The sequence below is a fragment of the Haloplanus sp. XH21 genome (assembly GCF_023276355.1).
Classification (GTDB): domain Archaea; phylum Halobacteriota; class Halobacteria; order Halobacteriales; family Haloferacaceae; genus Haloplanus; species Haloplanus halobius.
On sequence record NZ_JALLPL010000001.1, the window covers coordinates 644,002 to 667,198 of the forward strand.

The following is a 23,197-nucleotide window of genomic DNA, read 5'->3' on the forward strand; positions in this document are numbered from 1 at the left end:
CGATTTATTTGCGCGAGACGAGCGCGCTGATGAGGTTCTCGTCCTTGTGGAGCGTCTGGATCTGGTTCGCCGGCCCGATGACGGTGAGTTTCTTCGTCGACTCCCGTCCCATCAACCGGTCGAGGAAGCTCCGATCCGCGGTCTCGGAGCGGGGGTACGTCTCGATTTCGATGCCGTTGAACTCGTCGGGGCTGATCTCGGTCATCGTCACCTCGATCAGTTTCGACTCCTCGTCGGGGGAGAGCCCATCCTCGAGGATGACGATGTTGCCGTCGCGGACCCCATCGAGGATGAGGCGGATCTTCTCCATGCTCGCGAGCCCCTCCATCCGTGCGCCGCTGATGAGGTCGATCTGCACGCCGTCGATGTCGGGAGTGGCTTCCGGCATACCCATCACCCGAAGTACTCCGCGATTTTGTCATACACTTCGTCCATGTTGTCTCCTTCAAGCGCCGACAGCGGAACCGTCTCGTGCTGGGGGAACGCGTCCCCGATGCGCTTGACGTTCGAATCGTCGAGGTCGGTCTTGTTCGCGAAGATGAGCACCGGGAGGTCCTGACTCTCGATGATCCCGATGAGCATCGTGTTCACCTGCGTGAAGGGGTCCTCCGTGCTGTCGAGGACGTAGATGACGCCGTCGACGTCCTCCCGGAGCCAGTGCATGGCCTCGGCGACTCCCTCGGTGGCTTCGCGGGACCGACGAACTGCGTCCTCTTTCTCGATGTCGTGTTCGAGGAATTCCTTGTAGTCGACTTTCGTCGTGACCCCCGGTGTGTCGACGATGTCGATGGTGACGGTGCGCCCGTTGCGTTCGATTTCGACGTTCTCCTTGCGCCGCGCGCGTCGCGTCTCGTGTGGAACGTGGCTCTCCGGGCCGATGGCGTCGCCCGTCCAGTCCCGTGCGATCCGATTCGCGAGCGTCGTCTTGCCGGCGTTCGGCGGGCCATAGATCCCGATCCGTTTGGGATCGCTGGCCGAGAACAGTCGATCCGTAACGCGTGTGATGCTGTCTCTGAGTCCTGTGAGCAGTCCCATCCTATCCTCCCGCACCTCCCGTTTGTCGTCCGTGAGAGGGCGTATGCGGGATAAAGGTCGCCCCGTTCACTTAACTGTGCGTCAGACAACCATAACCGACCTGTCAGTAGATGAACGCGGACAGCAGGGGGCAGTCGAGTCACAAACGGATCGTTCGGGACAACGAGTACGTTCGGGACAGCGGGCACGTGCAGCACAGTGGAGACACGGGGTGGTGAGCCAACGGTCGGAATCCACAGGAGAGACGGCGGTCGGTGCCCCCCACCCCTTCGTTTCGGGTGGAACCGGAATCCGCGACGGGTGGCCGGACGAATTCACGGGCAGCCTAGGCTAGTATACAGCTACCCCCCACTGTAGAAAAAAGTCGTTTAGTGGAGTACGGAAACAATTATTCTGCTATTGACTTATAGATTGCCCTTACTACAGAGCCGCTTCTCCCCCACCCACCCCTTCGCAGCGTTCCACCCGAAACGAAGGGGTGGGGGGTTCCCCGGTCACATCGATGACTGATGCGACGGCGGCGTGGTTCCGGAGCGGCTGCTCCTGTCTATCACCCGGTAATACGGCCTGTAATGGCAGATCACTGCCGAATCGGTCGCGGTTACCACGTCCCGTTCGGCGAGGGGAACATTTTTCTACCACGTGTCCCTCTGTTTCCTCTGGATCATCTGGGCGCACCGGGGGGTTCACGGATCGTCGAACCGAGCGGATTTCCCCGTTCCGTCGGTGTCTTCCAGTTGAAACAGCGGGGTCACACGCCATGAATCCGAACGACTCACCTCCTGACGACCGTTCCGACGCCGACGCCAGCGAGGAGCGAAATATCCGTGACGCACCCGCACGCGACCGCACGACTGACATCTCTCGCGATGTCGACATCGACGACGTTCTCGAGGACGAGGAGACCGACAACCAGGGACTGTTCGATGACCTCCTCTCCGGGGAGCCCATCTTCGAGAACAAGGAGGTACTTCGCCCCTCCTATACCCCCCGCGAACTCCCCCACCGGAACGAGCAGATCAACCAGATGGCGACCATCCTCGTCTCGGCGCTCCGGGGCGATACGCCATCGAACATCCTCATCTACGGCAAGACTGGGACCGGCAAGACGGCGAGCGCGAAATACGTCAGCAAGGAGCTCGAATCCACGTCACAGAAATACGACGTTCCCTGCGAAGTCGAATACATCAACTGTGAGGTGACTGACACGCAGTATCGTGTCCTCGCCCAGCTAGCCAACACGTTCATCGAGAAGAACCAGGCCGTTATCGAGGAGCGAGTCGACGAACTCACCGAGCTCAGAACGGCCGTCGAAGACGGCGAAACCACGCTCGACGACCCGCCGGTCGATTCGTTCGATGACATCGACGGCTTCGAGTCGATCGACGATGTCGACGACCGGATCGAGGTACTGGAATCCGATCACGAGGAGATGGAACCGGTTCCGATGACGGGGTGGCCGACCGACCGAGTCTACAACTCCTTTTTCGAAGCCGTCGACTACCACGAACGCGTCGCCGTCATCATGCTCGACGAAATCGACAAACTCGTCGAGAAATCGGGCGACGACACGCTCTATAACCTCTCGCGGATGAACTCCGAACTCGACAACTCCCGTATCTCGATCATAGGCATCTCGAACGATCTGAAGTTCACCGACTTCCTCGATCCACGCGTCAAGTCGAGTCTCGGCGAGGAGGAGATCGTCTTCCCGCCCTACGACGCCAACCAGTTGCGCGACATCCTCCAGCACCGCGCCGATGTCGCGTTCAAGGGCGGCGCGCTCACCGAGGATGTCATCCCCCTCTGTGCCGCGTTCGCGGCCCAGGAACACGGCGACGCCCGTCGGGCGCTCGACCTCCTCCGGACCGCCGGCGAACTCGCCGAACGCGGGCAGGCGAACACTGTCGAGGAGGACCACGTCCGCCAGGCCCAGGACAAGATCGAACTCGATCGAGTGGTCGAAGTCGTCCGCACCCTTCCCACACAGTCCAAGATCGTCCTCTTTGCGATCATCCTCCTCGAGAAAAACGGCGTCCACAACATCAACACGGGCGAGGTGTACAACATCTACAAGCGGCTCTGTGAGGAGATCGACGCCGACGTACTCACCCAGCGTCGCGTCACCGACCTCATCTCCGAACTCGACATGCTCGGCATCGTCAACGCCGTCGTCGTGAGCAAGGGTCGGTACGGCCGCACCAAGGAGATCAGCCTCTCGGTTCCCGTCGACGAGACCGAGGCCGTCCTCCTCTCGGACTCCCGTCTGGGCGATATCGAGAACGTCCAACCGTTCGTGCAGGCCCGCTTCGACAACTAATTTCTAGCGGAGACGGAGTGACTCACGCGCACACTCTCAGCCGTCTCCACGCTCCGCTCGGTAACGATTTCGGGCGTCGTGTCCAGGACGACCCCCGAGACGCCGAGGCGCACCCATCCGAGATACGGGATGCGGACGCGCGCGACGCCGACGATCCAGCCGGGTTTGATCGGGCCGCTTCGGCTGATGCCATTCACTTGGTCGTACTGTCCGTTGGCGTCGCCTTTCGTCACGAACCCCGCGTGTGGCGCCGGGCAGTTCGGCATCTCTCCGCAGCTGCTCGCGCTGATGTGATCCGGATCGGCGCGGTCGTACCAGTTCTCCCCCCTGTCGACCCAGAAATGAGCCCGGTGGATGACGGGCGGACCCCCATCGCCCGGTTCGTCGTAGACGATCACCGATCCGTAGCCGCCGAACTTCTGGTAGTCGGCCGCACGAGCGGCCTCTCGCGTGACGACGCCCGTCCCGTCGTGGGCGGCGTCGGGTGCGAACCGGCCGGAGTCAGTGATAACCACCAGGTCACCCTTGTGCATGTGTGGCTCCATGCTCCCGCTCTCGACGGCCACCATCGGCGGCCAGACGCCGCTGATAGCAAAGAGCAGGAGGCCGATGGCGGCGACACAGCCGATGCTGATCGCCGCTTCGCGAACCACTAGCAACGGCCCGCCGGTCGCTTTCGTGATCCGCTGGAGTCCTGACGGCTCGTCGTCTCCGTCACTTCCTCGAGCGCCGCGATCGTCGGGCGGTCGAGGACCGTCGTCGGCACTCATCGGTTTCCGTTGATCGTCGGCCGAGTTGAAGGTTCTGGACTCACCCCCTGGCCCCGCGTGCCGGCGTCGGTTCTGCGCTTCCGGCACCCTTTTGCCGTCACCGATCCTGGCTTCCCTGTGCCTCTGGAGACCCCCGCACGCATCGTTCGCGAACTCGCTCGCCGCGGGTACAACGCGGAGCGCGAGGCTGTGACCCTCCTCGCGGGTGCTCCAGACCCGGCGGCGGCCCTCGACGCTGCTGTCGAAACCGCCCCCGACGACGCGCTCCGACTCACCACCGCACACGTCCGTACGATGCTCGACGCCGACCAGTCGTGCGACGACCCCGCCTCGTCGGCGGATTCGGCTGCGTCGACGGACGCCACTACGACGGACGACATCACCACAGACACCACCGCGACAGAAACAGGGTCCTCGACGGATGCCACTCTCACGCCGACCGACTCTCCTCCCTCCACGACCGACTCTCCTCCCTCCACGACCGACTCTCCTCCCTCCACGACCGACTCCCCCACCTCATCTGACGCCGAGACGACGAGTCCCGAGGACGACGAGTCGTCTCCTACTGACGCTGCCTCTCCGACGGCCCCCTCGGTTTCCACTCCGGCATCCACGACCCCGTCTGCGACGCAAGACACTGGTTCTCCAGTTGAAACAAAGGGGTCTACTCACACCGCCGAATCGTCGTCAGATACGGAGATAACCGTCACCGGCGACATCACTGGCCGCAGCACCGGCACCGGCGAGTACGACGACTTCGTCTCGGTGTTTCGGGACCGCTACGAGAAGCTCTCGGGCCAACTCCGTGGGCGGGTCAACCACCGACCTGCGTCGGCCATCGCGGACATGCCCGGCGGCAGCGACGTGGCGATGATCGGTCTCGTGAACGACGTGCGCTCCTCGGCCAACGGTCACTGGATCATCGAACTCGAAGACACCACGGGCACCTTCCCCTGTCTGATCACGAAGGACCGCGACATCGCCGCCGTGGTCGACGAGATCCTCCTCGACGAGTGCCTCGCCATCGAGGGAACCCTCTCGGACGACGCGGGCATCGCCTTCGTCGACTCCCTCCATTTCCCCGACGTTCCCCGCACCTACCGCCCGAACACCGCCGACCGTCACGTGCAGGCGGCGCTCATCTCCGACGTCCACGTCGGCAGCCAGGAGTTCATGGCCGACGCCTGGCACCGCTTCACCGACTGGCTGCACACCGACGAGGCCGACCCCGTGGAGTATCTCCTTCTCGCGGGCGACATGGTCGAGGGCGTCGGCGTCTACCCCGATCAGGACGAGGAACTCGACATCGTCGACATCTACGACCAGTACGAGCAGTTCTCGGAGTATCTCAAGGAGGTCCCCGGCGACATGGAGATCGTGATGATTCCGGGGAACCACGACGCCGTCCGACTCGCGGAGCCCCAGCCCGCCTTCGACGAGGAACTCCGCGACATCATGTCGGCCCACGACGCCCGCATCGTGGGCAACCCCTCCACGGTGACCGTCGAGGGCGTCTCCGTGCTGATGTACCACGGCGTCTCCCTCGACGAAGTGATCGCCGAACTCCCCGAGGAGAAAGCCAGTTACGAGCACCCCCACCGCGCGATGTACCATCTCCTGAAAAAGCGCCACGTCGCGCCGAAATACGGCGGCCACATGCGTCTCGCTCCCGAGGAAGCGGACCACCTCGTCATCGAGGACGTCCCCGACGTGTTCCACACCGGCCACGTCCACAAACTCGGCTACGGCAAGTACCACAACGTCCTCGCGGTCAACAGCGGGTGCTGGCAGGCCCAGACCGCGTTCCAGAAGAGCGTCAACATCGACCCCGACGCCGGGTTCGCCCCGATTCTCGACCTCGATACGCTGGATCTAACGGTTCGAAAGTTCGCCTGATCCGGGCTGCTTCGGCCTGTCCCGTCGACTTCGGCCGCCTACCCGTCCTCGACGAGTTCGGCTAGCCGCTAGCCCGTCGGGTCGAACCGATACCGCACCGTGGTCTCCCCGTCGAACGCCGGCCCCGATCCCTGCCGTTCGAATCCGGCGTCTTTCGCCGCCTCGACGGTCGTCTCGTCACCATTGATCGCCAGCAGTTCGACGGTCATCCCTTCGGACTTCGCGAACCGAACCGGTTCGGCGAGCAGTCGCTCGCACGCCGTCTTCGTCCCGGCCAACTGCGTGACGTGGACCGTCGCGTCCCGGACGTCGAAACTGACGAACCCGGCCACGTTCCGCCCTTCGTCGCCCACGTCGGCGTTGGGGCCCGCAGTCGTCGGCTCCCGCTGGGCCACCCGGACCGTCCGGTCGTGGATGAGGTTGCGGATCACGTCCGCCGGGACATCCGCGATGCCCGCGAGCGCGTCCGCGTCGGCCTCGACTGCGTCGCGCACTTCCATATGCCTCCATATCGTGGGACGCGGTTAAATACTCGCGTCGCACGCGGCCTGACCACCCCTATCGACGGCCGTTCCCCCCGCCCGATCGTTCCCATCGACGGCCGTTTCCCCGGTTCACACCAGCCCGCGCGCACCCCGCGCATCGCTCGCCGGGGCAAGTAAACACAGTTATTAGCGTCCATCTCGCTACCACCTGGCATGCTTGACAATCCGTCGGAACCCGTGGAGGCCCCACCATGCGCGTAGTCGCGAAGTTCGGCGGCACGTCGCTCGGCAGCGGTGACCGCATCGAGCGAGCGGCCGACACCGTCGCCAAGGCCGTCGAGGAGGGCCACGAGATCGCCATCGTCGCGAGCGCGATGGGGTCGACGACCGACGAACTCCTCGAAGAGATCACCTTCGACGCCGAGGACGCCGACCGCGCGGAAATCGTCAGCATGGGCGAGCGGACCAGCGTCCGCATGCTCAAGGCGGCGCTCTCCGCCCGCGGCATCAACGCCACGTTCCTCGAACCCGGCAGCGAGGAGTGGCCCATCATCACCGACGAGTTCGGCGAGGTCGACGCCGAGGCGACGATGGCCCGCGCCCGGTCCCTCGCGAACGACCTCGACAACGTCGTCCCCGTCATCACGGGGTTTCTCGCCCAGACCATCGACGGCAAGGTAACCACGCTCGGGCGCGGCGGCAGCGACACCACCGCTGTCATGCTCGGGAAGTTCATGGACGCCGACGAAGTCGTCATCGTCACCGATGTCGAAGGCGTCATGACCGGCGACCCCCGCGTCGTCGAAGGCGCGCGCAACGTCGGCCACATCACCGTCGACGAACTCCGTAACCTCTCCTTCCGCGGCGCCGAGGTGGTCGCGCCGAGCGCGCTCTCCTACAAGGACGAGGATCTGGTGGTCCGGGTCGTCCACTACCAGCACGGCGACCTCCTCACCGGCGGCACGCGCATCGAGGGGCAGTTCCAGAACCTCATCGACATGCAAGACGAACCCCTCGCGTGCATCACCGTCGCCGGGCGCGCCCTGCGAAATCGCCCGGGCATTCTCGCCGACCTCGCCCAGGCGCTCCGCGACGAGAACATCAACATCGACGCCGTCGCCAGCGGGATGGACTCGGTCACGTTCTACGTCAACGACGACCTCTCCGAGGAAGCCGAGTTCGTCCTCCACGAACAGGTCGTCGACGACGAGACGCTCTCCTCGGTCACCGTCGAGAACAAGTTCGCCGTGATCCGTGTCACGGGCGGCGAACTCCCGAACCGCCCCGGCATCATCCTTGACTTCGTCCAGCCCGTCTCCGAGGCCGGCATCAACATTCACGACCTCATCACCTCCGCCACCTCCGTCGCCATCTTCGTCGACTGGTCCGACCGCGAGCGGACGCTCGAAATCGTCCAGCAACAGACGATCTAACGGCCGCGCCGACCGTTTCCGCTCTATCCTCCGCGTTTCGTCACTCCCCGTCGTACAGCCGCTTCCCGATCCGCTCCGGCAATCCCGCCTCCCGCACCGCCTCGACGACGCGGTCGATGTCGTACGCCACGCGGCGCTCCTCGACGCTCACCGCGTCGCCACCCGTTCCATCGCCCAGTTCGACGACAGCGTAACCGGCCCGCGGGTCGCCGTCGCGCGGCTGGCCGACGCTTCCGGGGTTCATCACCACGCCCTCGTCGAAGATGCGGTGGCCCTGGACGTGGGTGTGGCCCGTGACGAGGATGTCCTCTCCCGCCACCATTCGCGGCGAGAACTCCTCGGGGTAGGTGTAGCGGTCCGGATCCTCGGGATGCCCGTGGACGAGTTTCAGCCGGCCGTCGGCGACGGTCCGTTCGGCCGGCAGGTCGCCCAGCCACGCGAGGGCGTCGTCGTCGAGGCGTTCTCGACCGTGATCCACGCCCGCCGCCGCCATCGCGTTGAACCGGAACCCCGTCTCGCGGGCCACCGCACGGTCGTGGTTCCCCATCACCGTCGGTATCCCCCGTTCGCGGACCGCTTCGACGCAGTCGGCCGGCCAGGGGTTGTACCCCACGACGTCGCCCGCACAGACCAGGCGGTCGACGGCCGGCATGTCCTCGAAGACGGCTTCGAGCGCGATCCGATTGCTGTGGATATCGGAGATGACGCCGATGCGCATGGGGCGTCGTAGCGCCCCTGCCTTTTAATCGTCGTCGCCGTTCACGACGGCCGTCCGCACCGCGTCGTCGACGGCGACGCCCGCCGCACAGACGGCGTGTTCGAAGTCGAGGTCGTACGCCTCGCGAGCGGCCTCGTTCGCTCCCGTCGCCGCGAACTCGAACGCGCGCGGGTAGTCCTCCTCGTAGGTGGCGACCAGCGTCGGTTCGTCGACGCGTTCCACGACGAGCGCGTCCCGGCGAACGATCCCGATCGTCGCCCGGTTCGGGCCGACGACGCCCGCGATGCGGGGCGTGTCGTAGTCGTCTTTCTCGTAGTCGAGGGCGAGCAGCGCCGTCGCCAGCGCGTCACGAGCGGGGTAGCCCATGTCCAACTTCTCCGTCACGGGATCGACGTGGGACCCGTTGCCGAGGACGGCCCGCCCGTCGCTCTCCCGGACGCAGTTGTAGGCGATGTAGGGGTTGTCCGTCTCCGGCGCGTCCGGCGTCGGCGCGACGGTCAGCGTGCCGTCACGGTCCACGATCTGTCGGTTCGGGAACGACCGGGACGAAACGCGATAGGCGCCGATCCCCGGGCCGACGACGATGAAGCGGCCGATGTACATGTGCCGCCGTGGACTCCTGTCACACAAGTAGATGCCGGTCGACGGCGTCCGAACTCGCAACCCTTACAAGGGTGCTCGCGGTACGAGAGCATGCAGTCCCATGGGGTAGTGGCCAATCCTGAAGCCTTCTGGGGGCTTCGACCCAGGTTCGAATCCTGGTGGGACTACTCTCCTGCGTTTCGCTACTCCTTTCAGGCCCTCCGCCGAGTCCTAACCGATCCATGCCCGAACGACCCCCCGGCCCGGACGCGGCCGACGGCTTCTTCGACCGCTTCGTCCACCCGTGGCTGGCGCGGGTGGCCGCGCTCGGTCTTGGTCTCTGGGCAATCGCGTTCCTCCTGGCGACCGGCGGCCTCGCCGCCCGCGACCTCCTCGCCGGCCGGATCGCCGTCCAGTTGTTCTTCTACTCCGGCGTGCTCGGCACGCTCGGTATCCTGATCCTCGGCGTCTGTACGGTGATCCTCGCGGGATTTTTCGTGCGGCGCGAACTCGGCGCCGGCTAGCCGACGAACGGTCCGCCGTCACTCCGCGGGGTCGAGAAAGATCGTTCCGCCGCCGACGACGAGGCCGACAATCCCCACGAGCAGCGACCAGTCGCCGAGGACGCCCTCCAGCGCGACCGCGAGCAACGTGAGCCCGACCACCTTGCTCAGCCGGTCGAGCCACCGAAAGCGGCGCGGGGAGAGCGGAACCTGCATCTCATCTACTCGGCGAGTCGTCGCTGTCGCCGCTTGAGCACGGCGTAGACGATCAGCGTGTACAGGATCGGGACGACGAACGTCATCGCGACCAGGTACGGGTACAGCACGCTCGAGGACAGCCCGAGGACCTCCGAGACGGTCCCGCGCATCCCGTCGATGGAGAGGACGATAGTGAGCATGATCGCCCCGACGCCCAGCGCCGTCTGGGCCGGGCGGTCGAGCGGATCGACCGTGAAATGCTTGGGCTCGTCGGTGTTGTCGATCAGCGGCCAGATGATCATGGTGCCGATGATCAGCATCGGGACGAGGATGCCGCCGATGAACTCACCCCAGCCGCCGAGGGAGACGGTCACGCCGGCCAGCGACAGCTCCCCGGGAACCATCTGTAGCGCCCCGAACACCCACATGAAGAACCAGTCGGGGCTGGGGTCGGAGGGCGCTTCGAGGCCGATGGCGGCGATGCGCTGGACGGGGAAGAACGCGGCGAGGAACGAGATGGTCGCCGCCGTCAGCAGGAGGACGACCGTCGAGAGCAGGAACTGCTGGGGGAAGAGGGGCGATCCGACGACGAAGGAGTCGTCGGCGGCGTCGGGCGTCCGGTCGCCGCCCCGGGAACTGGGCGCGTGTTCGGTGTGTTTCTGGCGCATCAGGATCATCATGTGCAGGCCGATGATCCCCGCCAGCAGCGCCGGGAACAGGAAGACGTGCATGAAGTACATCTGGGGGATGACCTGCCCGGCCTGACTCGGGAAGTTCCCGCCGAACGCGAGCGCCTGGAGCCACTCGCCGATCACCGGCACCTCGCCGGTCATGTTGAACCCGATGGTCGTCGCGGCCTGACTGAAGCCGTCCAGCGGGAGCGCGTAGCCGAAGAAGCCCTCCGAGAGCGCGAGCAAGAGGAGGACACTCCCGACGAACCAGTTCGGCTCGTGGGGGTTGCGGTAGGCGCCGCTGAAGAAGACCCGGAACATGTGCAGGGCGATGGCGGCGATGAAGATGTACGCCGCCCAGTGGTGGGCCATCCGCATGAACATGCCAAAGGGCGTATCGTAGGTGATCGAGAGGACGCTCGCGAACGCGCCCGGCACCTCCTGGCCCGACCACTCCGCGGCGTTGCCCTCGTAGGTCACCTCGGTGGCCACCGGCTCGTACATCAAGCCGAGGAACGAACCGGTCAGCACGAGGAAGACGAACGAGAAGAGGGCGATTTCGCCGAGCAGGAACGAGCCGTACTTGTCCTCGGGGAACGCCTTCCCGAGGATCTCGTGGTTCAGTTCGAGACGGTTGTCGAGCCAGGTGAACAGGCGGTTGTTCGGGTATTTCTGGCGGGTCTCGATCTCTCTGCCGTGCACCGGTTTGGCGCCCTCTGGGCCGTCGTAGTCGTCAGTGGCGCCGGCACCGTCGGTACGCGGTGCTGGCGAGGGCTCGTTCGCGCCGTCTGTCTCGGTCGCCGTGTCGTCTGCGGTGTCGCGTGTCATGGTCATTGGGGGCCCACCGGCCCCTCGAACGGGCCGGTCGCCAGGAGCAGTTGTCCGTCATCGTCGGCGACGCCGATGGGGAGCTGGGGCAGCGGACTCGTCGCCGGCCCGCTGGTCACCTCAGCGCCCTGCAGGGGATCGAACTGCGAGCCGTGACACTGGCAGTAGAGCTGGTTGCCCTCCGTTCCGTTGACGGCACACCCCAGATGGGTGCACACCTTCGAGTAGGCGGCGTAGCCGTCGACGGTCCCGTCGAGGTTCGTCGGCTCCTGATAGCTGCCCTCGGGGAACCGGACGAGCAGGACCGCGGCGCGGTCTTCCGTGATCGCCCCACCACCCTCCTGCTCGGGGTAGACGGTTATCGGCTCCAGATTCTCGTTCGGCGGGATGGCGTCGGCAGCCCTGAGGGGGGTGCCCTCGGCGTCGACCAGGCGGACGCCCTCGACGAACAGCGGTTCGGGCTCTTCGATCTTGCCCGACTCGCTGAGCCCGGCGATCGCGGAGACGCTGAAGGCGCTGACGGCGCCGGCGCCGCTGATCGCGGCGAGTATTTTCGCGACTTGGCGGCGCTTGATCTCGATCTCTTCGTGTGGTTCGTCGGGTGGCGTATCTGTCGTCATTGGTGATCCCTCCGTTCGGCGACGGTGATCGAGGGGACGAAGAAGACGGCGTACACCAGCACCGTGGCGGCCAGCGAGAGGAACAGCATGCCGGCGTAGGTGCCGATGAACTGGTTGCGTGCCTCGCCCAGCCCCTCGGACGCCAGGAGTCCGGCGAAGACGACGGTGCACCAGGAGAGGCCGGCGAGCGCGAGCAGCCCCGTCCGGTCCGCGGGGGCCGGCCAGTAGTCGACGATCCAGCGCGTGTCCGTCTGGAGGTACGGTGGCACCTTCACGACGGGCTTGCCGCCGTCCGTCTCCGTCTCGGACTCCACGACCGACTGGCGGGCGTGGCCGATCCGGTCGACGAACCGCGTCACGCTGACGATGCCGGCGACGGCGCCGAGCAGCGCGACCCAGGTGATCACCCCGGACTGGTTCGGGCCGACTTCGACGGGCGTCGGCAGGAACTTCCCGGTCGGGTCGATGTCGGCGTCGGGGTTGACGGCGACGGGATCCTCGCCGACGCCGAGGCCGACGCTGCTGCCCGGAGTGCCGCTCGTGAGCGCGACGTACCACATCGGGAGGAGTACCGAGGCGATCAGCAGGACGATGATCACCGTCTCGCGTCTCATTCGCACTCACCGGCGACGCGCCGACGGACCGTCTGGAACGTGTCAGTGTGTTCTGTGTGACTCATGGGGAGAGAGGGACTACCGTGCCATCGACCAACACAGCGCGGCGACGAGGGCCCGGACGGAGTCGTCGCCGCCCTCGGTGTGGGCCAGACCATTATCAGTTCGAAAACACCCGTGCCTGGTTTATGCCTCTTCCGTTCGCGTCCGGGCACGTGCTCGCCCACCGACCGATTCCGACAGACATACTACTGCGACACCGAAACGTTCGGCCGAACGGTTCGGCCCGCATCATGAATCGACGCACCTACCTCCGACGACTCGGGGCCAGTGGCCTCGCGACGACTGCCATCGCGGCTCCGGCGGCCGCCACGTCACACGAGAACGAATCCAGCGCCGGTAACGGGACCGACTCCGGCGGACAGCCGGCGACCTCCACCGATGGCGAGACCCACGAGGTCGAGATGATCACCGAGGGCGGGAGCTTCTACTTCGACCCCGTCGGCCTGCATATCCAGCCCGGCGACACCGTCACGTTCGTCAACGCGAGCGGTTCTCACAGCGCGACCAGTTACTCGACGGACAACGACCGGGCCGAGACCCGGCGCATCCCCGAAGGCGCGTCGGGCTTCGACAGCGGCGTCTTCGACGAAGCGGGCGCGACCTACAGCCACACCTTCACCGTCGAGGGAACCTACGACTACTACTGTGCGCCCCACAAGACCCTCGGGATGGTCGGCCGCATCGTCTGTGGCGAACCGGGCGGTCCGGCGACCGAGGGATCGATCCCCAACCCGCCGGGCAGCGGCGTGATGCCGTCGAGTCAGACCATCGTCGAGGAGGGACGCATCGCCTACCCGTACATCCCCGGCGGGCTGGAGCCGCTCCCCTGGCAGTTCTGGGCCGGAACCGGCGTGTTCGGTCTCGTCGCCGCCTACCTCTTCTCGAAATACGACCGCGAGTCCGGCCGGTACAGCGCCGAGAACGCGGACAACTAGGTGTAACCGTGGGCCACGCGACGGCAACGGCGCTGTCGAGTCGTTTCAGCTTCACGCGACCCACGCCCGCCCGACTACGCCGTGGGTGAGAGCAGCTCCCGCAGCGCCTGCTGTTCCTCGCGGGTGCCGACGGCGACGAGCAGGTCTCCAGCCGCCAGTTCGAACTCCGCGGCGGGGTTCGGTACCGTCTCCTCGCCGCGCTGAATGGCGATCACCGTCGCGCCCGTCGCCTGCCGGAGATCCGTTTCACCGAGCGTCTTGCCGGCCTGGGTGGCGTCGCGCCCGACTTCCACCCACTCGATGATCGCGTCGCCGAGGGGGACGGTGAGTTCCGCGGTGCTGACGGACTCGAAATACGCGCCTTCGAGGATGGACCCGAGCTTGTTCGCCTGATCGCTGGACAGGTCGAGGATCTTCTCGCCGTCGGCGTCGGCGCTGTCGCGACGGTACAGTTCACAGCGCCCGTCGTGGTGGACGACGGCCGTCACGGTGGTGTCGCCGGACAGATCGAGTTCGAACTTCCGGCCGACGCCGGGGATATCCGTCTCGCGGACAGTCATCGACCGAGATACAGCGAGCGGGGGGAAAAGCGTACTGACGCCGGATCTCGTCCGGGTCACGAGCGCCCCACGGACCCCGCCGGCGTCCGTCGACCGGAGCGTATTCGTGGCCCCCGCCCGTACGCCGACCCGACAGATGGTCTCTCGACGTGGCACCGAGGTGTCGCCCTTCCTCGCGATGGACGTCCTCGAACGCGCGAGCGAGCGGTCGGACGTGATCCACCTGGAGGTTGGCGAACCGGATTTTGCGCCGCCCGACCGAGTCGTCGACACCGCCGTCGAGTCGTTACGGGCGGGCAACACGAACTACACCGCGGCGCGCGGGAAACCGGCGCTCCGGCGCGCCATCGCCGCGCGCTACGACCGCGAGTACGGCGTCACAGTCGACCCCGACCGAATCGTCGTCACGCCCGGGTCCTCGCCCGGCCTGTTGCTCGCGCTGGCGGCCGTCGTCGATCCCGGCGACGGGGTGGTGCTCACCGACCCGCATTACGCCTGCTACCCGAACTTCGTGCGGACGGTCAGCGGGCGCATCGAGACGGTGCCGTTGCGCGCCGCCGACGGCTACCAACCCCGCGTCGACGCCTTCGCGGCGGCCGTCGACGCCTCGACCCGGGCGCTCCTGCTCAACTCGCCCGCGAACCCGACGGGCGCGGTGCTCGACGGCGACACGCTCGACTCCCTGGTTGGTGTCGCCAGCGACGCCGACGCCGTCCCCATCGTCGACGAAATCTACCACGGCCTCTCGTACGACGCCGAAGAACACACCGTCCTCGAATACACGGACGACGCGTTCGTGCTGGACGGCTTCTCGAAGCGCTACGCGATGACGGGGTGGCGGCTCGGATGGCTCGTCGCCCCGCCCGACTACGTGGACGTGATCAACCGCCTCGCCCAGAACCTCCTCATCTGCGCTCCCAATTTCGTCCAGGACGCGGGCGTCGCCGCCCTAGAGACGCCGCCTGCGCGACTCGACGCCATCCGCGACACGTATCGCGAGCGCCGCGACCTGCTCGTCGACGCCGTTTCCGACTGGGGGCTGGACCTTGGATATACGCCTCAGGGCGCGTACTACCTCCTCGCGGACGTGAGCGACCTGCCCGGCGACGCGATGGAGATCGCCGACCTGTTCTTGGAGGAGGCAGGCGTCGCGGTCACGCCGGGCATCGACTTCGGTGACGAGGCGGCCGACTATCTCCGGCTCTCCTACGCCACCGACGCCGCCGCCATCGAAACGGCTATCGAGCGCATCGACCGCCTGCTGGAGACGGTCGACCGTAGCGGTCCTATCCGCTGATACCGCTCTGGAAGCCACGCCGGACGGTCATGGCGTGGGCGTAGTCCGACTCCGTGAGGATGCCGGCGAAGACGCCGTCCTCGTAGACGAGGGCGCTCGAGGCGCCCGACTGGTTCAGCGTGGCCAGCGTATCGAAGGCGTCCGCGCTCGCCTCGACGGTCGGAACGTCGCGCATGATGGCCGAAATCGCGGTCGTGTCGCGTTCCGACTCGCGGACCGTGCGGATGTCGTCGAGGGTGCCGACGCCGAGTGGTGATCCCTCGCTATCGGTGACGAGATGCACCGGCTGGCGGTCACGGAGTAGTTGCGCACCGAACGCGTCGACCGTCGCGTCGGCGCTGATCGTCGCCGGATCGCGCGTCATGATGTCCGCGACGGTGATGCCGTCGAGGAGTTCGTCGAGGAGCACGCTCCGGGATTCGGTCGTCGCCGCGGCGTAGATGAAGAGCGCGAGCAGGAGCAGCATCAACTGAAACTGGAGGACGCCGACGATGGCAAAGAGGAAGGCGAACCCGACGCCCACGCGGGCCGCGGTCCGCGTCGCGGTCCCATAGGGGCGAGAGCGAGCGAGCAGTGCCCGCAGGATGCGGCCGCCATCCATCGGAAACGCGGGCAGGAGGTTGAAGGCGGCGAGGGTCACGTTCGTCACCGCGAGCCAGCCGACGACGAACCGCGACACCTGCAGCGAGGGCGGGGCGACGAGCACCCCCGCGTAACAGACGGCGGCGACGAGGACGCTCGTGACCGGTCCGGCGATGGCGATCCAGAACTCCCGGTTCCACTCCTTGGGGAGCGTCTTCAGCGACGCGATGCCGCCGAGAATCCACAGCGTGATCGATTCGATCTCGATGCCGTAGCGGAGCGCGACCCACGAGTGCCCGAGTTCGTGGAGCGTCACGCTGCCAAACAGGCCGACCGCCGCCGCGATGCCGATGAGCCACGGCGTCGACCCGGCCCGGAGGCGAGCCAGGTCGAATCCGACGCCCGTCAGCCCCTCGATGAACCCGGCGTACAGTTCGATCTGCTGGCCGCTCCCGATGAGCCAGGCCAGGATGGGGAGAAAGATCAGCAGCGACGTGTTGACGCGGATGGGGATGCCCCATACGCGGGTGATGTCGTAACTTCGCACAGCGGTCGTCCGGCGGCGACGGCCTTAAACCATCGTCCGAACCTCGATCACTCCAGTTGCGTCCCGCAGTTCGGGCAGAACTGCGCGGCCTGCAAGACGGGATGGAAGTATCTGATCTCGAACGCCTCGCCGCAGTCGGGACAGCGGTGTGTCGGTGGCTCTCGAACCCAGATGGTGCGCTCGGGTTCGGGCGCTTTCTTTCGGATGCGATCCGCCCCAGCGAGGCGATTCAAGAGGGTTCGGATCACCTGCTTCGGCGCGTCGAGCGCCGACGCGAGTTCGCCCGCCGTGTACGGTTCCAGCGGCTCCATCCGCTCGTAGACGTCGTCGGCGGTCGGGTCGTCATCGGTGTGCTTGGACATGATCAGTCGTCCCTCTCGGGGGGTTCGTCCGGCAACGTCGGGTCGATGCCTCGCCGTCTGGCGTCGAGCGTCGACAGCCCGTACACCAGGCCGACGAGCATGAGGACGCCGATCGGGAGCAGGAGCCACGGACTGACGCGGGTGTAGCCCCACGCGACCAACAGCGTCGCGGCGACGAGGACGACGGTGACGGCGTAGTAGAGTTGGGTACGGACGTGGTCGACGAGGTCCGCGCCGGTGAACGTCGCCGAGAGGACGGTCGTATCGGAGATGGGGGAGGCGTGGTCGCCGAAGATGGCGCCGGAGAAGACGGCCCCGACCAGGGCGGCGACCATCGTATGCGTCCCGGTCAGATCCCACGCCACGGGGACGGCGATGGGCGTCACGATGGCCATCGTGCCCCACGAACTCCCGGTCGAGAAGGCGATGAAGGCGGCGGTAAAGAGCACCACGACGGGCAACAGTGCGGGCGAGAGCACCTGCTGGGCGACGCCGCCGACGTACTCGCCCGTTCCGAGCGCCTCGACGACGTTGCCGATGGCCCACGCGAGGACGAGAATCGTCACCGCGATCAGCATGACCCCGAACCCGTCGATGGTCGTATCGACGCTCTCGCCGAGGCCCATGACACCGGTGGCGGCGCCGATGATGTACGTCGAGACGACCATCGCGAACGATCCGAAGATGAGCGCCACCGCGTAGTCGGCGCCCGTGATGGTGTCGTACAGCGACGCGCCCGGGGTGTAGCCCGTCCAGAGCGCCGTGCCGACCGTGACGGCGATGAGGACGCCGATGGGGAGGAAAAAGGAGAACAGGCGCGGGCGTTCGACGTTGGGTTCGCCGAGTTCGGCCGCGACGTTCTGCATCGGCCGGCCGCCGGGACGCGTCACCTCGCCCGTCTCGGCGGCGCGGCGTTCGGCAGTCAGCATCTCGCCGTAGTCGCGCTCGCTCACCACGACGATGCCGACCATCGCGATGGCGAGGATGGCGTAGACGTTGTACGGGATGGACTGCAGGAACACGCCGAAGGCGTTCGGCACCTCGCTCGCGGCCAGATCCGTCGCTTCGTAGCCCGACTCGATCATGGACAACTGGAACGCGACCCACGACGAGATGGCGAGCGTGGAGACGGGCGCCGCCGTCGAGTCGACGAGATAGGAGAGTTTCTCCCGCGAGATGCCCAGATGATCCGAAACGTCACGCATCGTGCTCCCCACGACGGCGGTGTTGGCGTAGTCGTCGAAAAACAGGAGGAGGCCGAGCAGCCACGTCACGGCCGCCACCTTGCGCCGCGTATCGAGACGGGCAATGGCCCAGTCGCGCACCGCGTGTGATCCGCCAAGCCGCCAGATCATCGCGACGGCGGAGCCGAGCAGGAGCGTGAAGATGAGGATCTGGGCGTGGAACGTGCTCTCGCCGATGGCGGCGGCGATCCAGTCGAAGGTCTGGCGCAAGCCCAGACTCCCCGTGTACACCACGCCGCCGGCCCACACGCCGAGAAAGAGCGACAGCACGGCCTTCCGGGTCACGATAGCCAGCCCGATTGCGAGCAGCGGCGGGACGAGCGACAGCGCGCCGAACTCTGCCATGGGCGTGGTACCGCGCCCCGACAGTTAGGCGTTTCCGGACGTTCGTGGCTGGTTTTATGCCGCCGTGGTGCCTTTCGTCAGGTATGGTATCCGACGGCGACACCGCCCCGACGTTCACCGCGACACTCGGGACCGCGGAGCACGAATCGTTCGACTTCGATGACCACCTCGGGGGCGGCCCGGTCGTCCTCGCCTTCTTCCCCGGCGCCTTCACGCCCCCCTGCCGGAACGAGATGCTCGCCCTGCAGGACCGCCTCGACGACTTCCACGACGCCGGTGCGACGGTGTTCGGCCTGAGCGCCGACTCGCCGTTCGCCCAGGGCGCGTTCAGCGACGAACACGGCCTGGAGTTCGACCTCGTGAGCGACATGGCCGGCGAGGTCATCCGGGCGTACGACCTGGAGATGGACATTCCGGACCTCGGGCTCTACGGTATCGCGAACCGCGCCGTGTTCGTCGTCGACGACGCGGGCGTCGTCACCTACAGTTGGGTGGCCGACGACCCGACCAACGAACCCGACTACGACGCGATCCTCGACGCCGTCGCGGCGGCCTGACCGGTCGCTCACGTCCGAACGGCCACTCACGTCCGAACGGCCACTGTTGGACCACGGCGATACCGCTGCCGACCTCCTCCTCACGCGCTGGCGCGACGGTGGCTTCGAACCGCCGACCGTTGCATGCGAACTCGCCGGTGCGCTTCTCGCCGTCGAGCGCGGTCCGGTGGTGGGTCTCGACTATCCCCTCGAGATTAGGTTGTCACGTGTTGTACCGGCGGGTTCACCGCAGGGCTGCCCGGAGCGCCCCGCGCAGCGTCTGCTCGGTCGGCTCGAACCGGCGGAGCTGGTCGGCGTCCGTGAACGCCGCCCGCGCCAGCAACAGACTGGCCGTCATGCTCGTGAGGCCGCCGGCCGCGAAGATCATGCCCATGATGACGAACTGGTATTCGGCGGCGTAGATGGGATTCGCGCCGCCGAGGATCATCCCCGACATCATCCCCGGAATGTACACCAGTCCCAGCGTCCGCATCGCGTCGACGACGGGGATGAGCGACGCCCGGACCGACTCGGAGACGTACGCCGAGATGGCGCGTTCGGGCGGGACGCCGAGAGCCAGAACCGCTTCGATCTCGTCCCGGTTCGACTCGACTTCCCCTTGGAACCGATCCAGCGTCAGCGAGTTCGTCTTCATCGCGTTCGCGATGATCATGCCGCCGACGGGGACGAGGTTCCGCACCGTCCGCTCGATGGCACCGGCGGCGACCATCGTCACGATGACGACGGTGGCGCCGACCCCCAGCGAGACGAGCGAGATACGGAAGGCGTGGGGGACGCCCGCCCCGCGTTTCCGCGACTCCCACGCCGCGTAGCCCACCATCGCCGCGAGCAGGAGTCCCGAGTACGCCAGCGGGATGGCAAAGAGCGTGCCGATGAGCGCTCCCATCGCGAGCACCTGCACGAACCCGCGGGCGAACGAGCCGCCGAGGTCCCGCTCCAGATCCAGGTTCCGGAGCGACGAGAGACCGATGACGACGGCCGCGAGCGCCGTCGCGGCGGCGACCTGAAACAGCCCCTCGATCACGACGGGGTCGACGAGGCGGTCGGGAACGACCGTCACCGAATCACCTCCTGCGGTGGCCCCACTTCGACGAGCCGACCGTCGTGAAAGCGACCCACCCGGTCGGCCAGGCGCGTGGCCTGTCGCTCGTCGTGTGTCACCAGGATGGCCGTCCGCTCGCCCGTGGCGAGGAGGTCGGTCAGCAGGGTTTCGATCGTCGCCTCCGCCTCGCTGTCGAGGCTCGCCGTCGGCTCGTCGAGCAAGAGCACGTCCGGATCGTTGACGACGGTGCGCGCGATGGCGACGCGCTGGGCCTCGCCGCCCGACAGGTCGCTCGCCTCCCGGTCGGCGTACCCCTTGAGGGCCACGTCGTCGAGCACCGCTCGCAGGCGCGGTTCGGCGACGGACTCCCCGCGGAGGCGCGGACCGATAGTGACGTTCTCCCGGACGGTCCCATCGCGGAGTGACGGGTCCTGTGGCACCAGTCCCACGCGTTTGCGGAGCGTCTCCGGCGGAATCGTCCGATAGTCCGTGCCGTCGAGGTAGACGGTGCCGCCGGTCGGTTCGTCGAGTCGGTTGAGCAAGCGCAGGAACGACGACTTCCCGGCGCCCGATGGACCGACGATGGCCACCGTCTCGCCGCTTCCGACGGCGAGCGAGACGCCGTCGACGATCCGTTCCCCATCGATCGCGTAACACAGTTCTTCGGCGCGTAACGTCGTCATAGGGGCATCGACCGCTCGTCCGGCCGTTCGCCCCCTCCGGTCATGAACGTTCGGCCGTCGTCACCGAAAGACCGAAGGCCCGACACTGTGAACAGTTGCCACATGTCACTCGACAGCGATGTCGATACGGAGGACGCGCCGATCGACGACGCGGTCGTCGTGCGGGTGGCCGAACGGGCCGAGATGGATCCGGCGACCATCGCGACGGCTCTCGTCACGGTCAACGCGGAGTTACTGGGGCGCCACGCCGAGTTCGAGCGGTCGGCCGACTACGTCACCGTCGACAACACGCGCGCCTACCGGATCTCGTACGACCGGTGGGACGATGTCCTCGCAGCGTTCGAGTTCGACAGCGAGACGGGGACAGCAGTCCGGACCGCCCACACCGAACAGGCCCGCCTGCTCTTTGCCACCGCGGTCGGCGTCGACGATCAGTTCGGTGCCGACGAAGCGGGCGCCGTCGTCGGGATCGACACCGCCGAGCAGTTCTGATCGCGCTTTTCCGAGAACCAAACGATAACAACCCCGACGCGCGAGGTGCCTCCGTGCTCGGAATCGACGCCGACCGCGGGCTGGGCCTCGTCCCCTGGCGGTCGAGCACGCTCTATGTCGTGCTCGCGTGCTCGCTGATGGGGGTCATGGGCGTCTCGCTCGTCAGTCCCGTCCTCCCCGACCTCCGCCCCGTGTTCGGCATCAGCGACGCGCAGGTCGGCCTCGTCATCACCGCCTACACGCTCCCCGGCGTCTTCGTCACCCCGTTCGTGGGTCTGGTCGCCGATCGGATCGGGCGCCGACGGGTGATCGTTCCGCTGCTCTTCGTGTTCGCCGCCGCCGGTGCGGGTGTCGCCTTCGCCCGCACCTTCTCCGAGGTGCTGGCGCTTCGCTTCCTGCAGGGCGTGGGCGCGAGCGCGCTCATCACGCTCGCGGTGACGCTCATCGGCGATGTCTACGAGGGCCGGCGCCGTGACGCGGTGATGGGGGTCAACGGGAGCACTGTCGGCACCGGCGCGGCGTTCTACCCCCTGCTCGGCGGAGCGCTCGCCGGGATCCGCTGGAACGCGCCCTTCCTCTTTTTCGGCGTCGGTGCGCTGGTCGGCCTGTTTGCCCTGCTCGCGCTGGCCGAACCCGAAGCCGAGCGCTCGACCGACGTGCGCGCGTACCTCTCCCGTCTCTGGAAAGTCGCCCTGCTCCCCGAGGCGCTGGCCATCTTTCTGGCGCTGTTCGTGGCTTTCTTTCTCTTCTACGGCGCCATCCTCACGGCGCTCCCACTGCTCCTGAGCGACGTGTTCGGTCTCGGCGCCGGCCGCATCGGCGCCACGCTGTCGATGGTCGCCGTCGCGAGCGCCGCCGTCTCCTCGCAGTACGGCCGCCTCTCGTCGCTCCGGTCGGCGGCGGAACTCGTCGCGCTCGGCTTCGTCGCCTACGGCGTGGGACTGTTGGCGGTGCGCCTCGCGCCGTCGCCGGCGACGGTGGCCGTCGCGTTGCTCGTGTTCGGCGTCGGCTTCGGCGTCGTGATGCCCTCTATCGACTCCGCCGTCGTGACGCTCGTCGCCGACGACCTGCGCGCCGGCGCGATGGGGATGCGAACGAGTATGCTCCGCCTCGGACAGACGCTCGGTCCCGTGGGCTTCACCGTCACCGCCGACGCCGCCTTCGCGTCGACTGTCGTCGGCTACCGGAGTCTGCTCGTCGTCTCCGGAGCTGTCGCCGTCGTCGCCGGCGTCGGGAGCTACCTGTGGCTGCGGCGCTAGTCCTCGTTTTCCCGCGTCTGTTCGACCGTCACCACGGGCACGTCCGCGTTGGCCAAGATGAGCTTCGAGACGCTGCCGAGCAGGATCTTCCCCAGGCCCGTCCGCTTGCGCGAGCCGATGACGATGTAGTCCGGTTCGATCTCTTCGGCCACTTGCAGGATGTGGTTCGCGGTCCGTCCCGTGGGCAGGTCGCGCCGCGACTGCTCGGGCATGATCCGCAGGTCCACGCCCTCCAGGTCGCCGATGACCGACGTGACGATCTCCTCGATCTCCTCGCGGGCAGCCTCCTCGTCGCCGTCTTCGGGCACGACGTGGAGTATGACGAGCTGCATGTCCATGCTGGTCGAAAGGTCGTATGCGGTTTCGACGACCCCTTTACAACCGGGGTCTCTGTCGATGGCGGTCAGTATCACCATGCTATCATTAATTCCTCACAATAATTAAAGCGCTTTCGACCGCGTCATTCATTACTACCGTCATCTCGCCGCATTGCCGCCGCTGTGCCGGTGTTCCGGATCGGATCGGACTGCAGTCCCCCGGTTTTTGCGGCTCGCTG

At 66.8% G+C, this 23,197-nt stretch carries 26 protein-coding genes, 1 tRNA gene and 1 pseudogene; 10 read left to right on the plus strand and 18 right to left on the minus strand.

All coding sequences use genetic code 11. The features are described from left to right. Positions 1-4: 4 nt before the first annotated feature. Complete coding sequence (locus MXB53_RS03360; RefSeq protein ID WP_248898060.1) at positions 5-388, minus strand: DUF2073 domain-containing protein; 384 nt, start codon at positions 386-388, stop codon at positions 5-7. A 5-nt stretch (positions 389-393) separates the two neighbouring features. Beyond that, a complete protein-coding gene (locus MXB53_RS03365; RefSeq protein ID WP_248895792.1) occupies positions 394-1,035 on the minus strand; it encodes an Era-like GTP-binding protein in 642 nt (213 codons plus the stop codon). A gap of 760 nt (positions 1,036-1,795) precedes the next feature. Between MXB53_RS03365 and MXB53_RS03370 the strand changes: the two genes are divergently transcribed. Continuing rightward, positions 1,796-3,355: a Cdc6/Cdc18 family protein gene (locus MXB53_RS03370; protein ID WP_248895793.1), complete on the plus strand. Its 1,560-nt coding sequence runs from the start codon at positions 1,796-1,798 to the stop codon at positions 3,353-3,355. Here MXB53_RS03370 and MXB53_RS03375 read toward each other — a convergent pair. Further along, a complete protein-coding gene (locus MXB53_RS03375; RefSeq protein ID WP_248895794.1) occupies positions 3,352-4,125 on the minus strand; it encodes a S26 family signal peptidase in 774 nt (257 codons plus the stop codon). The genes MXB53_RS03370 and MXB53_RS03375 overlap by 4 nt on opposite strands. Positions 4,126-4,242: 117 nt before the next feature. On the opposite strand from MXB53_RS03375, the gene MXB53_RS03380 reads away from it, so the two are divergent. Next, complete coding sequence (locus tag MXB53_RS03380; protein WP_248895795.1) at positions 4,243-6,021, plus strand: DNA-directed DNA polymerase II small subunit; 1,779 nt, start codon at positions 4,243-4,245, stop codon at positions 6,019-6,021. 68 nt (positions 6,022-6,089) lie between these two features. On the opposite strand, the gene MXB53_RS03385 is transcribed toward MXB53_RS03380, so the two are convergent. Both MXB53_RS03385 and MXB53_RS16020 read right to left on the minus strand, forming a co-directional pair. Then, entirely contained in the window at positions 6,090-6,521 is a 432-nt protein-coding gene (locus MXB53_RS03385) for a hypothetical protein (protein ID WP_248895796.1), read from the minus strand. A 186-nt stretch (positions 6,522-6,707) separates the two neighbouring features. Next, positions 6,708-6,788: pseudogene (locus MXB53_RS16020) on the minus strand (hypothetical protein); the annotation flags it as partial. Here MXB53_RS16020 and MXB53_RS03390 point away from each other — a divergent pair. Then, positions 6,758-7,939, plus strand: a complete 1,182-nt coding sequence (locus MXB53_RS03390) for an aspartate kinase (protein WP_248895797.1) — start codon at positions 6,758-6,760, stop codon at positions 7,937-7,939. The pseudogene MXB53_RS16020 and the gene MXB53_RS03390 sit on opposite strands and share 31 nt — an antisense overlap. A 40-nt stretch (positions 7,940-7,979) precedes the next feature. Here the strand turns inward: MXB53_RS03390 and MXB53_RS03395 are convergent, their stop codons facing one another. Then, entirely contained in the window at positions 7,980-8,657 is a 678-nt protein-coding gene (locus MXB53_RS03395) for a metallophosphoesterase family protein (RefSeq protein ID WP_248895798.1), read from the minus strand. A gap of 24 nt (positions 8,658-8,681) precedes the next feature. Next, positions 8,682-9,260, minus strand: coding sequence for an IMP cyclohydrolase (locus tag MXB53_RS03400; protein WP_248895799.1), 579 nt, complete (start codon positions 9,258-9,260; stop codon positions 8,682-8,684). A gap of 94 nt (positions 9,261-9,354) precedes the next feature. Here MXB53_RS03400 and MXB53_RS03405 point away from each other — a divergent pair. Both MXB53_RS03405 and MXB53_RS03410 read left to right on the plus strand, forming a co-directional pair. Next, a tRNA-Gln gene (locus MXB53_RS03405) sits at positions 9,355-9,427 on the plus strand. Between the two features lie 54 nt (positions 9,428-9,481). Beyond that, positions 9,482-9,763 (plus strand): hypothetical protein, encoded by a 282-nt coding sequence (locus tag MXB53_RS03410; RefSeq protein ID WP_248895800.1) that lies wholly within the window; start codon positions 9,482-9,484, stop codon positions 9,761-9,763. A gap of 18 nt (positions 9,764-9,781) precedes the next feature. Here the strand turns inward: MXB53_RS03410 and MXB53_RS03415 are convergent, their stop codons facing one another. The 4 genes from MXB53_RS03415 to MXB53_RS03430 are packed head-to-tail and all read right to left on the minus strand — an operon-like array spanning position 9,782 to position 12,673. After that, positions 9,782-9,958 (minus strand): DUF8120 family protein, encoded by a 177-nt coding sequence (locus tag MXB53_RS03415; RefSeq protein ID WP_248895801.1) that lies wholly within the window; start codon positions 9,956-9,958, stop codon positions 9,782-9,784. A gap of 5 nt (positions 9,959-9,963) precedes the next feature. Continuing rightward, on the minus strand, positions 9,964-11,439 hold the full coding sequence (locus MXB53_RS03420; RefSeq protein ID WP_425601212.1) for a cytochrome b: 1,476 nt from the start codon (positions 11,437-11,439) through the stop codon (positions 9,964-9,966). Positions 11,440-11,441: 2 nt separating this feature from the next. Further along, positions 11,442-12,059, minus strand: a complete 618-nt coding sequence (locus MXB53_RS03425) for a QcrA and Rieske domain-containing protein (RefSeq protein ID WP_248895803.1) — start codon at positions 12,057-12,059, stop codon at positions 11,442-11,444. Then, on the minus strand, positions 12,056-12,673 hold the full coding sequence (locus tag MXB53_RS03430; RefSeq protein WP_248895804.1) for a hypothetical protein: 618 nt from the start codon (positions 12,671-12,673) through the stop codon (positions 12,056-12,058). Before MXB53_RS03430 ends, MXB53_RS03425 begins: the two co-directional genes overlap by 4 nt. Positions 12,674-12,966: 293 nt before the next feature. On the opposite strand from MXB53_RS03430, the gene MXB53_RS03435 reads away from it, so the two are divergent. Further along, complete coding sequence (locus MXB53_RS03435; RefSeq protein ID WP_248895805.1) at positions 12,967-13,671, plus strand: plastocyanin/azurin family copper-binding protein; 705 nt, start codon at positions 12,967-12,969, stop codon at positions 13,669-13,671. Between the two features lie 74 nt (positions 13,672-13,745). On the opposite strand, the gene MXB53_RS03440 is transcribed toward MXB53_RS03435, so the two are convergent. Beyond that, positions 13,746-14,231, minus strand: a complete 486-nt coding sequence (locus tag MXB53_RS03440) for a cation:proton antiporter regulatory subunit (protein WP_248895806.1) — start codon at positions 14,229-14,231, stop codon at positions 13,746-13,748. Positions 14,232-14,367: 136 nt separating this feature from the next. On the opposite strand from MXB53_RS03440, the gene MXB53_RS03445 reads away from it, so the two are divergent. Further along, on the plus strand, positions 14,368-15,528 hold the full coding sequence (locus MXB53_RS03445; RefSeq protein ID WP_248895807.1) for a pyridoxal phosphate-dependent aminotransferase: 1,161 nt from the start codon (positions 14,368-14,370) through the stop codon (positions 15,526-15,528). On the opposite strand, the gene MXB53_RS03450 is transcribed toward MXB53_RS03445, so the two are convergent. Genes MXB53_RS03450 through MXB53_RS03460 form a run of 3 tightly spaced genes read right to left on the minus strand, consistent with a single transcriptional unit; the run spans position 15,518 to position 18,608 of the window. After that, the gene (locus MXB53_RS03450; RefSeq protein ID WP_248895808.1) at positions 15,518-16,657 is read right to left on the minus strand and encodes a site-2 protease family protein; all 1,140 of its coding nucleotides are present in this window, start codon (positions 16,655-16,657) and stop codon (positions 15,518-15,520) included. The two genes, MXB53_RS03445 and MXB53_RS03450, sit on opposite strands and share 11 nt — an antisense overlap. Positions 16,658-16,704: 47 nt before the next feature. Further along, positions 16,705-17,019 carry a hypothetical protein gene (locus MXB53_RS03455; RefSeq protein WP_248895809.1) on the minus strand — a complete coding sequence of 105 codons (315 nt, stop codon included), beginning with the start codon at positions 17,017-17,019 and terminating at the stop codon, positions 16,705-16,707. A 2-nt stretch (positions 17,020-17,021) separates the two neighbouring features. Next, positions 17,022-18,608 carry a Na+/H+ antiporter NhaC family protein gene (locus MXB53_RS03460; protein ID WP_248895810.1) on the minus strand — a complete coding sequence of 529 codons (1,587 nt, stop codon included), beginning with the start codon at positions 18,606-18,608 and terminating at the stop codon, positions 17,022-17,024. Between the two features lie 83 nt (positions 18,609-18,691). Here MXB53_RS03460 and MXB53_RS03465 point away from each other — a divergent pair, with 83 nt between their 5' ends. Then, entirely contained in the window at positions 18,692-19,165 is a 474-nt protein-coding gene (locus MXB53_RS03465) for a redoxin domain-containing protein (RefSeq protein ID WP_248895811.1), read from the plus strand. Positions 19,166-19,388: 223 nt separating this feature from the next. On the opposite strand, the gene MXB53_RS03470 is transcribed toward MXB53_RS03465, so the two are convergent. After that, the gene (locus MXB53_RS03470; RefSeq protein ID WP_248895812.1) at positions 19,389-20,225 is read right to left on the minus strand and encodes an ABC transporter permease; all 837 of its coding nucleotides are present in this window, start codon (positions 20,223-20,225) and stop codon (positions 19,389-19,391) included. Then, the gene (locus tag MXB53_RS03475; protein ID WP_248895813.1) at positions 20,222-20,890 is read right to left on the minus strand and encodes an ABC transporter ATP-binding protein; all 669 of its coding nucleotides are present in this window, start codon (positions 20,888-20,890) and stop codon (positions 20,222-20,224) included. The genes MXB53_RS03470 and MXB53_RS03475 overlap by 4 nt, the downstream gene beginning before the upstream one ends. Positions 20,891-20,992: 102 nt before the next feature. Here MXB53_RS03475 and MXB53_RS03480 point away from each other — a divergent pair, with 102 nt between their 5' ends. Both MXB53_RS03480 and MXB53_RS03485 read left to right on the plus strand, forming a co-directional pair. After that, positions 20,993-21,382 carry a DUF8048 family protein gene (locus tag MXB53_RS03480; RefSeq protein ID WP_248895814.1) on the plus strand — a complete coding sequence of 130 codons (390 nt, stop codon included), beginning with the start codon at positions 20,993-20,995 and terminating at the stop codon, positions 21,380-21,382. A gap of 53 nt (positions 21,383-21,435) precedes the next feature. Further along, a complete protein-coding gene (locus MXB53_RS03485; protein ID WP_248895815.1) occupies positions 21,436-22,641 on the plus strand; it encodes an MFS transporter in 1,206 nt (401 codons plus the stop codon). Here MXB53_RS03485 and MXB53_RS03490 read toward each other — a convergent pair. Beyond that, entirely contained in the window at positions 22,638-23,057 is a 420-nt protein-coding gene (locus MXB53_RS03490; RefSeq protein ID WP_248895816.1) for a universal stress protein, read from the minus strand. The two genes, MXB53_RS03485 and MXB53_RS03490, sit on opposite strands and share 4 nt — an antisense overlap. Positions 23,058-23,197: the final 140 nt, after the last annotated feature.